Origin of the sequence: Sphingopyxis sp. USTB-05, assembly GCF_023822045.1 — a bacterium.
Classification (GTDB): domain Bacteria; phylum Pseudomonadota; class Alphaproteobacteria; order Sphingomonadales; family Sphingomonadaceae; genus Sphingopyxis.
Map to the genome: position 1 here is coordinate 3,087,704 of NZ_CP084712.1, position 14,449 is coordinate 3,102,152.

General features: G+C 64.3%; 13 protein-coding genes. 6 read left to right on the forward strand and 7 right to left on the reverse strand.

Annotated elements, in window-relative coordinates:
• Position 1: 1 nt before the first annotated feature.
• The 5 genes from KEC45_RS14295 to KEC45_RS14315 form a co-directional block, all read right to left on the reverse strand.
• Positions 2–946 (reverse strand): alpha-E domain-containing protein, encoded by a 945-nt coding sequence (locus KEC45_RS14295; RefSeq protein ID WP_062177586.1) that lies wholly within the window; start codon positions 944–946, stop codon positions 2–4.
• Positions 946–2,343, reverse strand: coding sequence for a circularly permuted type 2 ATP-grasp protein (locus KEC45_RS14300; RefSeq protein ID WP_062177583.1), 1,398 nt, complete (start codon positions 2,341–2,343; stop codon positions 946–948). Before KEC45_RS14300 ends, KEC45_RS14295 begins: the two co-directional genes overlap by 1 nt.
• A gap of 304 nt (positions 2,344–2,647) precedes the next feature.
• A complete protein-coding gene (gene secA / locus KEC45_RS14305) occupies positions 2,648–5,383 on the reverse strand; it encodes a preprotein translocase subunit SecA (protein ID WP_062177580.1) in 2,736 nt (911 codons plus the stop codon).
• Positions 5,384–5,491: 108 nt separating this feature from the next.
• On the reverse strand, positions 5,492–5,758 hold the full coding sequence (locus tag KEC45_RS14310) for a hypothetical protein (protein ID WP_062177577.1): 267 nt from the start codon (positions 5,756–5,758) through the stop codon (positions 5,492–5,494).
• Positions 5,759–6,035: 277 nt separating this feature from the next.
• Entirely contained in the window at positions 6,036–6,551 is a 516-nt protein-coding gene (locus tag KEC45_RS14315) for a hypothetical protein (protein ID WP_062177574.1), read from the reverse strand.
• A gap of 109 nt (positions 6,552–6,660) precedes the next feature.
• Here KEC45_RS14315 and KEC45_RS14320 point away from each other — a divergent pair, with 109 nt between their 5' ends.
• Entirely contained in the window at positions 6,661–7,464 is an 804-nt protein-coding gene (locus KEC45_RS14320) for an SDR family oxidoreductase (protein WP_062177571.1), read from the forward strand.
• Between the two features lie 484 nt (positions 7,465–7,948).
• Here the strand turns inward: KEC45_RS14320 and KEC45_RS14325 are convergent, their stop codons facing one another.
• Together KEC45_RS14325 and KEC45_RS14330 are read right to left on the reverse strand one after the other, a co-directional pair.
• The gene (locus KEC45_RS14325; RefSeq protein WP_062177570.1) at positions 7,949–8,671 is read right to left on the reverse strand and encodes a head GIN domain-containing protein; all 723 of its coding nucleotides are present in this window, start codon (positions 8,669–8,671) and stop codon (positions 7,949–7,951) included.
• A gap of 43 nt (positions 8,672–8,714) precedes the next feature.
• Positions 8,715–9,464, reverse strand: a complete 750-nt coding sequence (locus KEC45_RS14330) for a head GIN domain-containing protein (protein ID WP_062177567.1) — start codon at positions 9,462–9,464, stop codon at positions 8,715–8,717.
• A gap of 120 nt (positions 9,465–9,584) precedes the next feature.
• Between KEC45_RS14330 and KEC45_RS14335 the strand changes: the two genes are divergently transcribed.
• The 5 genes from KEC45_RS14335 (at position 9,585) to KEC45_RS14355 (ending at position 14,437) form a co-directional block, all read left to right on the forward strand.
• The gene (locus KEC45_RS14335) at positions 9,585–10,061 is read left to right on the forward strand and encodes a GreA/GreB family elongation factor (RefSeq protein ID WP_062177564.1); all 477 of its coding nucleotides are present in this window, start codon (positions 9,585–9,587) and stop codon (positions 10,059–10,061) included.
• Positions 10,058–10,237 (forward strand): hypothetical protein, encoded by a 180-nt coding sequence (locus tag KEC45_RS14340; protein ID WP_062177561.1) that lies wholly within the window; start codon positions 10,058–10,060, stop codon positions 10,235–10,237. The genes KEC45_RS14335 and KEC45_RS14340 overlap by 4 nt, the downstream gene beginning before the upstream one ends.
• Positions 10,238–10,244: 7 nt before the next feature.
• A complete protein-coding gene (locus KEC45_RS14345; RefSeq protein ID WP_062177558.1) occupies positions 10,245–11,423 on the forward strand; it encodes an NAD(P)/FAD-dependent oxidoreductase in 1,179 nt (392 codons plus the stop codon).
• A 67-nt stretch (positions 11,424–11,490) separates the two neighbouring features.
• The gene (locus KEC45_RS14350; protein WP_062177555.1) at positions 11,491–13,350 is read left to right on the forward strand and encodes a DEAD/DEAH box helicase; all 1,860 of its coding nucleotides are present in this window, start codon (positions 11,491–11,493) and stop codon (positions 13,348–13,350) included.
• Positions 13,351–13,450: 100 nt separating this feature from the next.
• Positions 13,451–14,437: a quinone oxidoreductase gene (locus tag KEC45_RS14355; protein ID WP_062177552.1), complete on the forward strand. Its 987-nt coding sequence runs from the start codon at positions 13,451–13,453 to the stop codon at positions 14,435–14,437.
• The last annotated feature ends 12 nt before the right edge of the window (positions 14,438–14,449 follow it).

Below are 14,449 nucleotides of genomic sequence, written 5' to 3' on the forward strand. Positions count from 1 at the left end.
CTCACTCCACGAACCGGTAGTCGCGCTCGATCTGCCGCGCGAGCACGGCATTGGCGCGGAGAAAATCGGTGATGAATTCGTGCAAGCCGCCATCGAAGATCGACTGGATGGGCCGCGATAGCCGGTCGCGGCAGATCGACATTCCCATTCGCACCGCCTCGGTCTCCTCCCCATAAGTGCGTTCGAGCAGGCCGAGGTTGTCGTTCATCTGATCGCAGCAGAAAGCGAGGCTGCGCGGCATCTGTTTATAGAGGATCAGGAATTCGGCAATCTTGAGCGCGCTGATCTCCGCCCCGTAAAGCCAGTGATAGGCGCGGTGCGCTGAAACCGATCGCAGGATCGTTTCCCACTGCACATTGTCGATCGAGCTACCGATATGTGCAACCGATGGCAGCAGCAGATAATATTTGACGTCGAGGATGCGCGCGGTGTTGTCGGCGCGTTCCAGAAAGGTGCCGAGCCGCGCGAAATTATAGCCGTCGTTGCGCAGCATCGTGCCCGAAAAGGCACCGATCACCTGCGCGCTCTGCTGGCGGATCGACGCGAGCACGTCAGGCAGATCATCCTCGCGAACCTGCCGTTTGAGCAGCGCGCCCAGCGTCATCCAGCTTGTGTTGACCGCCTCCCACACCTCACGCGTGAGATACGTCCGCGCGGTGCGCGCATTGTCGCGCGCGCGTTTGACGACGGACAATATGCTCGACGGGTTGGCGGGGTCGCGCAGCAGGAAATCGACGACGCGCTGCGACGTATAGTCCTCGCCGTGCGCCTGCCGAAACGTGAGATCCTGTCCCGCGGTGACGAGCACCGATCGCCATTCGGACCGCGCGGTGCTCGATCGCGTGAGAGCGATACGGAAACCCGCATCGATCAACCGCGCATTATTCTCGCTCCGTTCGAGGTAGCGCGCCATCCAATAGAGGCTTCCTGCGGTTTTCCCGAGCATCAGTCTTCCAATACCCAGGTGTCTTTGGTCCCGCCGCCCTGGCTGCTGTTCACCACCAGCGATCCCTTGCTCATCGCGACGCGCGTCAACCCGCCGGGCGTGATCCGGATCCTCTGCGGCGACATCAGCACGAAAGGTCGTAAATCCACGTGCCGCGGCGCCAAGCCCGCCTTGGTAAAGATTGGTACGGTCGACAGCGACAGCGTCGGCTGCGCGATATAATTGCGCGGGTTCGCTTCAAGCTTCGCGCGGAAGGCGGCGATCTCCTTCTTGCTCGCGGCGGGGCCGACGAGCATGCCATAGCCACCCGACCCATGGACTTCCTTCACGACCAGTTCGGGCAACCGGTCGAGCACCTCGCGCAGATGTTCGGGCTCGCTGCAGCGCCAAGTCGGCACATTGGGAAGCAGCGCCTTCTCTCCCGTATAGAATTCGATGATGTCGGGCATGTAGCTATAGAGCGCCTTGTCGTCGGCGATCCCCGTCCCCGGCGCATTCGCGATCGTAATCCCGCCGGCGCGATAGACGTCCCAGATCCCCGGCACGCCGAGCACCGAGTCCGGGCGGAAATTGAGCGGGTCGAGGAAATCATCGTCGACGCGGCGATAAAGGACGTCGATCGGCGTATAGCCCTGCGTCGTCCGCATCGCCACGCGGCCGTCGACGACACGCAGATCATGACCCTCGACCAGTTCGGCACCCATCTGATCGGCAAGGAAGCTGTGCTCGAAATAGGCGCTGTTGTGGATACCCGGCGTCAGCACCGCGACCGTCGGCGTTCCACCACACGCCGGCGGCGCGCAGGCGGCGAGCGACTTCAACAGGTTTAGCGGATAATCGCTGACCTCTCGCACCGAAATCTTCGCGAACAGCTCGGGAAACATCTGGAGCATCGTCTCGCGATTTTCGAGCATGTAGGAGACGCCCGACGGCGTGCGCGCATTGTCCTCGAGCACATAGAATTCGTCGGCGCCGGTGCGCACGATATCGATGCCGCTGATGTGCGTATAAACGCCGCCCGGCGGATCCATCCCCATCATCATCGGCAGGAAGGCTTCGTTGCGCGAGATCAGCTCGACGGGAACACGCCCGGCGCGCAATATTTCCTGCCGGTGATAGATGTCGTGGAGGAAGGCATTGAGCGCGCGCACGCGCTGCTCGATACCGCGCGACAGGCGGCGCCACTCGCTCGCCGAGATGATGCGCGGAACGACGTCGAAGGGGATCAGCCGCTCGTCGGCCTCATCCTCGCCATAGACGTTGAAGGTGATGCCCGTGGTCCGAAAAAATGCTTCGGCCTGCTGCGCCTTGCGCTGGATGCGCGCCGCATCCTCGCGCCCGAACCAGTCCGAATAGTCGCGATAGGGCGAGCGGACTTCACCGCCCTGCCCCGTCATTTCATCGAAAAAGGAGATGCCCCGACCCTTTCCACGCTGCACGCCACCGTCGGGCCGCACGCGGGGAGCGGCCCCCTATGTTCCTGCCTGCTGCGCTGCTTGTCTGGCTACGCGGCCGCCAAGCTTGTGAGACGGATGCTAATCGCGCCCGCACACCTTGGCAAGCGGACTCGTCGCGCCGATTGATACGGCAACTTCAAGAGCTTGCGAGATGGGCTGTCGCCCCCGCGAAGGCCGGGGGCGCCGGAAGCCTTTCGCTCGGCCGATAGCGGCCCCCGCCTTCGCGGGGGCGACGACTATCGGGTCAGATCGCCCCGTGGCAATGTTTGTATTTGCGCCCCGAACCGCACGGACATGGCGCGTTGCGGCTGATCTCCAGCTCGGCGTAGGGATTTTCGCCCTCGGGCAGATCGGGCTTCGGCACCTGCATCGGCGGGAGCGTATTCGCGATCACGCCGAGCGTACCCGCATCGATGTCGGCGCTGTTATCCTCGCCCGTGAACGGGTCGATGTGCGTCGTCAGGAAATCGGGCAGGTCGGGCAGCGGCATCGCCTCGGGCTCTTCGAAGCGAAGGTCGATGCGCGCAACGGTCCGCGTCACATCCTCGCGGATATTCTGCAGCATGCGTTCGAACAGGGCAAAGGCTTCCTGCTTATATTCGTTGATCGGCTGCTTCTGCGCATAGGCGCGCAGGAACACGACCTGACGCAGCGCGTCGAGCGTCGAGAGATGCTCTTTCCAATGGTGATCCAGCGTCTGGAGCAGGATCGACTTCTCAATCCCCTTCCACGTTTCGGCATCGACCAGGCCGGCCTTTTCGGCGGCGACCGCGTCGGCCGCCTGCTGAATGCGCTCCTCGAACATTTCGGCGTCGACCGCATCTTCCTGCATCCAGTCGTCGATCGGCGGCGAAAGGTCGAGGATGTTCGCCGTGCGCTCCTTCATCGCCTCGACGTCCCATTGCTCGGGATAGCTGCCCGGGGGGCACGCGTCGGCGACGATTGCATTGACCGTTTCCGCGCGCATTGCGGTCATGACCTCATCGACGGTCTCGCTGTCGATGATCTCGCCGCGCTGTTCATAGATGACCTTGCGCTGGTCGTTCATGACGTTGTCATATTCGACGACCTGCTTGCGGATGTCGTAGTTGCGCGCCTCGACCTTTTTCTGGGCGGTCTCGATCGCCTTCGACAACCATTTCGATCCGATCGCCTCGCCATCCTCCAGATTCTTGTTCATCATCTTGGAAAACAGCGTGTCGGGGCCGAAGATGCGCAGCAGGTCATCGTCGAGGCAGAGGTAGAATTTCGACAGGCCGGGGTCGCCCTGGCGTCCCGAACGGCCGCGCAGCTGGTTGTCGATGCGGCGGCTTTCGTGCCGTTCGGTCGCGAGCACGAACAGCCCGCCGGCGGCCTTCACCGCTTCGCGCTCGGCAGCGACTTCGGCCTGGATACGCGCGACCGCGGCGTCGCGCTCGGGGCCTTCGGGCAGGTCCTTGAGCTCGTCGTCGATGCGGAATTCTTCGTTGCCGCCGAGTTTGATGTCGGTGCCGCGGCCCGCCATGTTCGTCGCGATCGTCACCGCACCGGTGCGCCCCGCCTGAGCGACGATATGCGCTTCGCTTTCGTGGAAACGCGCGTTGAGCACGCTGTGCGGCACATTTTCCTTTTCGAGGAACGACGACAGCAGCTCGGATTTCTCGATCGACACGGTGCCGACGAGCACCGGCTGGCCGCGCTCGTTCGCCTCGCGGATCGTCTTTGCGATCGCGCCGAACTTGTCGGTGATATTCTTGTAGAATTCATCCTCGTCGTCGATACGCGCGATCGGACGGTTGGTCGGGATGTTGACGACGTTCATCTTATAGATGTCGAAGAATTCGGCCGCCTCGGTCGCCGCGGTGCCCGTCATGCCCGAAAGCTTCGGATACATGCGGAAATAATTCTGGAAAGTGATCGAGGCGAGCGTCTGGTTCTCGGGCTCGATCTGCACGCCTTCCTTCGCCTCGACCGCCTGGTGCAGGCCATCGGACCAACGGCGCCCATCCATCATGCGGCCGGTGAATTCGTCGATGATGACAACCTTGCCGTCCTTGACGATATAGTCGGTATCGATCCGGAACATCTGGATCGCCTTCAGCGCCTGGTTGACGTGATGGACGACCTGCGTGTTCTCGATATCGTAGAGGTTGCTGCCCTGCAGCAGCCCCGCGGCTTCGAGCAGGCGCTCGACATGCTCGGTGCCGTCTTCGGTCAGGCTGATCGACTTGGACTTTTCGTCCTTCTCATAATCATCCTCGGTCAGGCCCAGCACGACCTCGTTGACGCGGATATACAGCTCGGACTTGTCGTCCGTCGGGCCCGAAATGATCAGCGGGGTCCGCGCTTCGTCGATCAGGATCGAATCGACCTCGTCGACGATGCCGAAATTGAAGGTGCGGTGGACCATCTGCTGACGGTCGAACTTCATATTGTCGCGGAGGTAATCGAAGCCGAGTTCGTTGTTCGTCGCATAGGTGATGTCGCTGTTATAGGCGTCGCGGCGCTGCATCTCGTTGAGGTTCGGGACGATGATCCCTGTCGTCAGGCCAAGGAAGCCGTAAACCGTGCCCATCCATTCGGCGTCGCGGCGAGCGAGATAGTCGTTGACGGTCACGACATGGACGCCCTTGCCTTCCAGCGCGTTCAGATAGCAGGGCAGGGTCGCCATCAGCGTCTTCCCTTCACCCGTCGCCATCTCGGCGATCTCGCCGCGATGAAGGACGATGCCGCCGACCATCTGCACATCGAAATGGCGCATGCCGAGCGTGCGGACCGCGGCCTCACGCACCGTCGCAAAGGCTTCGGGCAGGATGTCGTCGAGCGTCTCGCCGGCTTCGAGCCGGTCGCGAAATTTCTGCGTCTGTGCCTGCAGCCCGGCGTCGTCGAGCGCCTGCATTGCGGGCTCGAAAGCGTTGATCTTGTCGACGATCTTGCGGATCGAGTTGACGTAGCGATCGTTGGACGAGCCGAAAAGACTCTTGGCAAGGCCAGCAAACATGGGATTTTCCTCGGAATTTGAATGAGTGGGCGGCGCTGTTGCCGCGCGAATGTACGAAAAAGGGCCCGTCGCGGGGCGGCGCCTCAAGAAAGGCGCGGGAACGGCGCGCTATTCCAGCGCGCGGTCGCTGCCGGTGAGAATGCCGGGAAGATGCGGCGGCGCCACCTTGCGCGGTTTTCCGGTTCCGCTGGAAACGCGCCGCGTCGGCGCCGTGGTCGTCGGACGACGTTCGGTATCGCTTGCCTCAGCCTTGCCTGCCGTCTCGGCAAACAGGACCAACGCCCCCATTGCCGCCGGCATGGCAGGCGCGGCAACGGCCCGGTCGGCGGAAGCCAGGCCGGTCAACAATGCCAAAAGGGTCAGCAACAGCCGCAAGAATCGCCCCTAACTACGTCGGAGCCCCAATTATTGCGCCCCGTTCCCTGAACATAGGGTGAAAGCGTCGCCGCGTCTAGGGGCGCCGATTGTCGGCTTGGGGTGGCAATTGCCTCAGCCCCATTCCACTTTCGTCATCCCGGGCTTGATCCGGATCCCGCTTCTTTGCCGATCGATCGGCTTCAGCATCAAGCGGGACCCCGGATAAGGTCCGGGGCGACGAGGATGATAGGTGCGGCTCCCGATCGAAAACGGCTCCCCGGTTCCGTTGCCGCCCTCAACCCAATTGCGGGTTCATCCCCTTGACCTCGATAAGGAAACTCTTCGGCTTTTTGAACAATTTGCTCTTGCGATCGACCTTCAACCCAACAACCTCGGCAAGTTCCATCACGAAATGGACGCAATTGCGTTTGTTCAAACTGTAACTCGGCTGCTCGCGGTCTCGCCATTCGGCGACCTTCGCCATCACCCGCGCATAGGTCGCATCGTCGACCGACACATCGAACTGCCGGTCGCTCTTGGCGATATAATCGGCCTTGGACGATTCCACCTTTCCCTTCACCGATCCCAGAAGAATCGCGGGACTGACCGAAACCGCGGTGAAGCCATAGTTGGTGTCGACAACCTCACCCGTCGCGTCGAGCGTGCCCTTCACCACGATGAAGGCGTGCGGGAAACGGTCGCCGAAATCATGGCTGTAAAAGCTTACGACCACTTCGGCCCGCGCCGGGACGGCGAGGCTCGCGCACAGCATCAGCAACGACAGGAAGATCAAGCGGAGGGCGCGGGTCATCCGCGCCCTCTTAGCGAGCGGTACTTCGCCTTGCCAAGCCGCGATTGCCGCTTGACGGAAACGTCAACTTGGCATCTTGTCACGCTGACATCAATGTAAGGAGGGTGCTGTGGCACGGAAGGCGATTTTCATCACCGGGGGCGGATCGGGCATCGGCCGCGCCGTCGCGCGTCATTTCGCCGGGCAGGGCTGGTTCGTCGGCATCGCCGACGTCAACCGCGCCGGAATCGATGAAACCGCCGCGCTGCTTCCCGAGGGGGCATCATCGCGCCATGTCATGGATGTACGCGACCGCGATCAGTGGAAGGCCGCGCTCGCCGAGTTTGAGAAGGCCGGCGGCGGCCGCCTCGATGTGCTGTTCAACAACGCCGGCATCGGGTCGGGAGGCCAGTATATGGACATGGCGCCGGAGGAGGCCGACCGATTGATCGCGATCAATTTCGGCGGCGTCGTCAACGGCATCTATATGGCGCTTCCGCTGCTCCGCGCGACGCCAGGGTCGACGATCCTCAACACCGGATCGGCGTCGGGCTTTTACGGCGTCGCAGGGCTCGCAGTCTATTCGGCGACCAAATTCGCGGTGCGCGGTCTGACCGAGGCACTCGAAATCGAGTTCGCCAAACACGATATCAAGGTGCGCTCGCTGATGCCGGGCTTCATCGACACACCCTTGCTCGACCAGGTCAGCGCCGACAGCAACGAACCCGCGCGCACCCGCCTGTCGGACAGCGGCTTCGAAATCGTCCCTGTCGAACGCGTCGCCGAGGCCGCTTGGGAAGCGGTGCACGGGACCAGCGTCCACACCACCGTCGGCAAGATGGCAAAGCGGCTGTCACGCCTCGCGCGCTGGTTCCCCGGATTGATCGTCCGCCAGTCGAAAAAGATCGACGGGCTGGGCGCGGCGGGACACTAAACCGGACGAATGCCTCGGGAACGGCGGGAACGGGGTGGCGAACGGACGTTACCCTCTTTGGGCATCGCCCGGCTGGCTCTGGGATCGGAACGGCGCAAGGGCCGCGCAATATTCCAAAGTTCAGGAAAGTTCAGCCCTATGAGCGCCCCGATTTGCAAGTCGCGGACTGCTGGATGTGCGCGGCATGTCCGATCATGGTCGCACCCATAAGCCAGGCAGCGACCGCTTTTTTGTTCACCGAATGAAAGAGCCGGATGAAGGCTCGCACGGCCAGATAATGTAGGAAAGACCTAATTGAAGGCGATGTCTTTTTTAGGGTGGTGAGCAGACATCCCGTCACCCTCTTCCGTCATCCCGGGCTTGACCCGGGATCCCGCTTTTTGACGCACTCACTGGTTTCGACCTCAAGCGGGACCCCGGGTCAAGCCCGGGGTGACGACGAAAGATAGGTCCGTAACCGGGCGAAACCGTACGTCGAGCGAGCCTATTTCCCCGGCCCGCAGGTCACCGACCCACTGCCGATATTGCGCACCGTACAGACCGGCTTGCCGAGCACGACAGTCTTGCCGATCCCGCGCGCGGTGACCGTGGCGCTTTTGACCGCGCGCAGGATATGGTCGCCTGCGCCCTCGCTGTCGCTGATCAGCTCGTCGACCGTCAGCGCGCCGGCATCAACCGAGCCGGCGCCGGACAGCGTCATCTGTGCATTTTTGGCGGCGCCCGCGAGGATCATCGTACCATTGCCGATCATCCCGACCTGAAGCCGGTCGGTGATAATCTGTCCTACCGTCAGCCTTCCCGGGCCGCGCAGACCGACCATCGCGCGCTGTCCCTTCAATCTGTCGATCTGGAGCGACCCCGCCCCGGCAAGCGTTGCCGCACGCAGGTTCGCGGCATTGATGCGTACGACCACCGGCCCGCGTGGGCCGCGGCGCTTTTCATCGCCCGCAAACTGGCGCTCGCTGATCACCAGCTTGCCATCGCGCGCTTCGACGTTCAGCCGGTCGAGCGCGTCCTGCGGTCCGGTCGCGACGGCGCTGACGGGGGCGCGGTTCACCACCTCGACCGTCACATCGGCGCTGACGTCGATCGTCTCGAAGCTGGTGAGGCCATAGCGCTTTTCAGCCGCCGATGCCGGGCCGGAGAGAAGCAGCGCAGTTGCCGCGAGCGCGGCTCCGCGCAGGATGTCGGACGATAAGCTGGTCATGATGCTGCCCTACCCTTTTCGGCCGGGCAGCACCATAGCCGCATCAGTTGCAGGTCGCGGTGCCCGACCCCATCGTGCGCGTCGAGCATTTGCCGCCACCGCCGATCGTCGCGTCGCCCGATCCGAGAATCGCGATATCGGCGCTGCTGCTCGCTTTCGCGTCGACGTCACCCGATCCGGTGATCGATACGTCGAGCGTCGTCGCTGAAAGCGCCCCCGCGTCGATGCTGCCCGATCCCGTCACATCGAAATCGCCCGATCCGATCGTGCCGCCGCCGACTTCGATGTCGCCCGATCCCGAAACGGTGATTTTTGCGCTCTTGCCGTTCAGGGTCGCGACTTTCAGGTCGCCCGATCCGGTGACGACCGCCTCGACCGCATCGCCGTCCACAGTGTCCGCGTCGATCTCGCCCGACCCGGTCAGGCGTACCGCGCGCAGCGCAGGCATGGTGATCGCGATCTCGACATCGTCGTCGCTGCTGCCGAAACTGAAGCCCGAATTCTTGCGCCCGATCGACAACATGTCGCCGTCCAGCTTGATCTCGAGTTCGTCGATCACGCCCTTCGGCCCCTTCGCGGTGATCGAGAAGGCCGCGCCGCGGCGGATGGTAACATCGTCGGGGCCGGCCACCTTCACACCGGTAAAATCTTTGAGATCATAGCTCTGCGTGGTCAACGGTCCGGCCTCGACCGTGCGCTTGCCATTCTTGCTGTCGCTCGTCACCTCGGCGCTGCACGCCGTGACGGTCATCGCAAGAGCCAGCGGCAAAACCGTCATCGTCCAGTTACGCATCGATAATCTCCTTCGTGTATTGCGCATCTAACACACTGAGGTTGCGCCTGTCCAGCCCGCGCGCCATCTTGTCGCCACCTTCATGGGCCAGGGGCGGCCCTTCAATCAGGAATAGAGACGATGAGCGTAGCATTTCGCCGCGAAAGCGACGACGAACATAAGGAACCCGAGTTCGAACTGCCGATCCCGGTCGGCGCGAACCTTGTGACGCCGCGCGGTGCACGCCTGCTCGGCGAAGAGGTCGTGCGTCTCGAAAGCGAGATTGCGGCAGCGGCGGATGAGGACGCGCGCAAGAAGTTGCAGCGCCGCCTCCGCTATTTCCACACCCGGCAAGCGACCGCCGAGGTGCAGGCGCCACCCGAGGTCGGCAGCGTCGGCATCGGAAGCCGTGTAACGTACCGGCTGAACCAGGCCGAAAAGACGATCACGATCGTGGGCGGCGACGAGGCCGACCCGGCGCGCGGCCATATCGCCTTTTCCGCCCCGCTCGCCCGCGCGCTGATGGGCGCAGAGGCTGGTGAGAGCGTCGAATATCAGGACCGTCAGGATGCCATCGCAATCCTCGCAGCCGAGCCCGATCCGGAGACGCAGGCATGAAAGACAAGTTCGAACGCCACAAGCAGCCGTGGACCCCGGCCGAAATCGACAAGCTCCACACGCTCGCCAAAAAGGGCATGGCGCTGAAGGCCATCGCCAAGGCGCTGACGCGCAGCGAGGAATCGGTGAAGGTCCGCGCCAAAGCCGACGGCCTGTCGATCGCAAAGCTGCACTGACGATCCGATGACCACGGTCAATTATGACGCCATCGTGCTGGGTGCCGGCGCGGCCGGATTGATGTGCGCCGCGGTCGCGGGACAGCGCGGGCGGCGCGTGCTGCTGCTCGACCATGCCGACCAGGTGGGAAAGAAAATCCTGATATCGGGTGGCGGACGTTGCAACTTCACCAACATCCACACCGCCCCCGACCGCTATATTTCGGCAAACCCGCATTTCGCCAAGTCGGCGCTCGCGCGCTACACCGCTGCCGATTTCATCGCGCTCGTCGATCGCTATGGCATCGCGCATCACGAAAAAACGCTTGGCCAGCTCTTCTGCGACGGTTCGGCGAAACAGATCGTCGCGATGCTGCTCGACGAATGCGCCAAGGGCGGCGTCGACGTCCGCTGCGGCGAAGCTATCGGCCAAATATCCCATAGCGATGCGACGTTCCGCGGCACTTTCGGCAACTTCCACTTCGCCGCCCCAAGCCTTGTCATCGCAACCGGCGGCCCGTCGATCCCCAAGATGGGCGCGACCGGCCTCGCCTATGACCTCGCCCGCCAGTTCGGCCTGAAGGTCGTGGAGCCGCGCCCTGCGCTCGTCCCGCTCACGCTCGGCGGCGATGATGTCCTGTTCCGCGAACTTTCGGGAATCGCGGCTCCCGTCGAAGCCCGCGCGGGCAAAATGGCGTTCCGCGAGGCGGCATTGTTCACCCATCGCGGCCTGTCGGGTCCCGCGATCCTGCAAGTGAGCAGCTATTGGCGCCATGGCGAGCCCGTGACGATCGACCTATTGCCCGACGCCCCGCGTGGCTGGCTGCTCGACGCGAAACGCACCCGGCCCCGCACCACTCTGCGCGCCACGCTCGGTGCGCTTCTCCCCGACCGCCTCGCCGAAACCCTCGCCGAACGCCTCGCGCTTCCCGGCGAACTCGGCGCCCAGACCGACCGCAAGCTCGCCGATGCAGAGGCGCAACTCGCGGGCTGGATTTTCCGTCCGAACGGCACCGAAGGCTTCGCCAAAGCCGAGGTCACGGTGGGCGGAATCTCGACTGCAAACCTATCCTCGCAAACAATGATGGCCAAAACCGTCCCGAACCTCTATGCGGTCGGCGAAGCCGTAGATGTCACAGGGTGGTTAGGCGGCTATAATTTTCAATGGGCCTGGGCCAGCGGACACGCTGCCGGACAGGTGATTTAAGCCCATTGAGCCCCTTTTCCGTCGGCCCGTCACCGCACCGGTGACTGCCCATATTATTGAGATAAAAATGCCTTTCGAAAATCTTTCTCCCGTCCTTTCGGACGCCCTTGTCGCGCGCGGCTATGAAGCGCTCACCCCCGTCCAGACGCAAGTCACCGAGGGCGAAGCCAAGGGCCGCGACCTGCTCGTCTCGGCGCAGACCGGGTCGGGCAAGACCGTCGCCTTCGGCCTCGCGATGGCCGACGAGCTGATCGAGGACGGCCGGCTGCCGTTCGCAACCTCGCCGCTCGCGCTGATCGTCGCGCCGACGCGCGAACTCGCGCTGCAGGTCAGCCGCGAACTCGGCTGGCTCTATGCCAAGGCCGGCGCGCGCATCGCGACCTGCGTCGGCGGTATGGACGCCAGCAAGGAACGCCGTGCGCTCGGCCAGGGCGTGCAGATCGTCGTCGGCACCCCCGGCCGCCTCCGCGACCATCTGGAACGCGGCGCGCTCGACCTCACCGCGCTGCGGGTCGCCGTGCTCGACGAAGCAGACGAAATGCTCGACATGGGTTTTCGCGATGACCTTGAGGAGATCCTCGACGGCACCCCCGCGACGCGCCGCACGCTTCTTTTCTCGGCGACGCTGCCGAAGCCGATCGTCCAGCTCGCCAAGCGTTACCAGCAAGATGCGCTGCGCATCTCCACCGTCGGTGAAGACCGCGGCCATGGGGACATCGCCTATCAGGCGGTAACCGTCGCCCCCGCCGACATCGAAGGCGCGGTCGTCAACCTGCTCCGTCTGCACGACGCCGAAACCGCGATGCTGTTCTGCGCGACGCGCGACAATGTGCGCCGCCTCCACGCCAGCCTGGTGGAGCGCGGTTTCGCCGCGGTCGCGCTGTCGGGCGAACATAGCCAGAATGAGCGCAACGCGGCGCTGCAAGCCCTTCGCGACCGCCGCGCCAAGGTTTGCGTCGCGACCGACGTCGCCGCGCGCGGCATCGATCTGCCGACGCTCAGCCTTGTCATCCACGTCGAAATCCCGCGCGACGCCGAAGCGCTTCAGCACCGTTCGGGCCGCACCGGCCGCGCGGGCAAAAAGGGCACCGCGGTCATCATCGTCCCCTATCCGCGCCGCCGCCGCGTCGACGGCATGCTGCGCGGTGCACGCATCAACGCCGAATGGATGGATGCCCCCACCGCCGCCGACGTGCGCAAGCGCGATCAGGAACGGCTGATGGAAAAGCTGCTCACGCCCGTCGAGCATGAGCCCGAGGATATCGAACTCGCGCAGCGCCTGATGGCCGAGCGCACGCCCGAAGACATTGCCGCGTCGCTCGTCCAGGCGCACCGCGCGCTGATGCCGCCGCCCGAGGACCTGCTCGACAACAGCCCGCGCGGCCGCGACGCCGCCGGCCGCCCCGAGCGCGGCGAGCGCTTCGAACGCCCCGAGCGTGGCGGCGACCGCCGCGACGGATTCGAGGATAGCGTCTGGTTCCGCCTCAACATCGGCCGCCACCAGAATGCCGATCCGCGCTGGATCCTGCCTTTGCTCTGCCGCCGCGGCCATGTGAGCAAGAACGAGATCGGCGCGATCCGCATCGGTCCCAAGGAAACGATGTTCAACATTCCGCGCGCGATCGCCGATCGCTTTGCCGAGGCTGTGGTACGCAGCGCCAACGAGGATGGCGAGGACGACAGCGGCGTTTCGATCACCCCCGCGCCCGACGGTCCGACCTACCCGCCGCGCCGCGATAAGGGCGGCCATGGCGGCCCGCGCGACGCCGCTCCGCGCAGCACGCTCGGCCGGGCGCCGGGCGGTGATCGTGGGTTCGGCGATCGTTCGGGCCCGCGCGGCCCGCGTGGCCCCGGTGGCCCAGGCGGCAACGAACGCTACAAGCCCAAGCCCTACGGCCAGCGCAGCCCGCGTCGCCCGTCGAAGTAAGCGATAAACCCCTCCCCCGACGGGGAGGGGCTTTCACCGCTCCGCCCTTGCGCTCTATGTTCCGGCCCACCAGATGGACCGGACAGCAGGAGCGCGCGACATGAAAGCGATCGAAGCCTTTATCGAAAGCCAGGGCGGACCCGAGGTCATCGACTGGCGCGAGGTCACGCTCGGCGATCCCGGCCCCGGACAGGTGCTGCTGCGCCAGACCGCGGTCGGGCTCAACTATATCGACACCTATCACCGTGACGGAACCTATCCTGTCGAGCTTCCCGGTGGCCTCGGCGTCGAAGCTGCGGGCGAAGTCATCGCGGTCGGCCCCGACGTCCACGGCCTCCAGCCCGGCGACCGCGTCGCAACCTTTGGGCCGCAGCGCAACGCATATAGCTCGGCCCGCCTCGTCCCTGCAGCGTCGCTGTTCAAACTGCCGCCGGCTATCGACGACGACACCGCCGCCGCCGCACTGCTCAAGGCCTGCACGGTCGAGGCGCTGGTCGAACGCTGCGCAAAGGTCGAGGCAGGGACAAGCGTGCTCGTTCACGCAGCCGCCGGCGGAGTTGGACTGATCCTCGTCCAGTGGCTGAAGGCGATTGGCGCGACCGTTATCGGCACCGTCAGCACCGAAGCCAAGGAACATGCCGCGCGCGAAGCGGGCGCCGACCATGTCATCCGCTACAAGCAGGACGATGTCGCGGCACATGTCCGCGAAATCACCGACGGTCAGGGTGTCCCCGTCACCTTCGACGGGATCGGTATGGCGAGCTGGGCGACTTCGCTAAAAGCAACTGCGCGGCGCGGGCTGATCGTCAGCTATGGCAATGCCGGCGGCCCCGTGGCTGGCGTAAACCTCGGCATTCTTGCCCAGCACGGGTCGCAGTTCGTGACGCGCCCGACGCTGTTCGACTATTATCTTCATCCCGGCGAGCGGGCTGCGGGCGCAGCACGGGTATTCGAGATGATAGAAAGCGGCGCGGTGAAGATCACCGTCGGCCAGCGCTACTCGCTTCAAGATGCGGCGCGCGCGCACGCCGACCTGGAAGCCGGACGGACGACGGGTTCGACCTTGCTGATCCCGGAACATTCCTAACCGTCGCCCTCA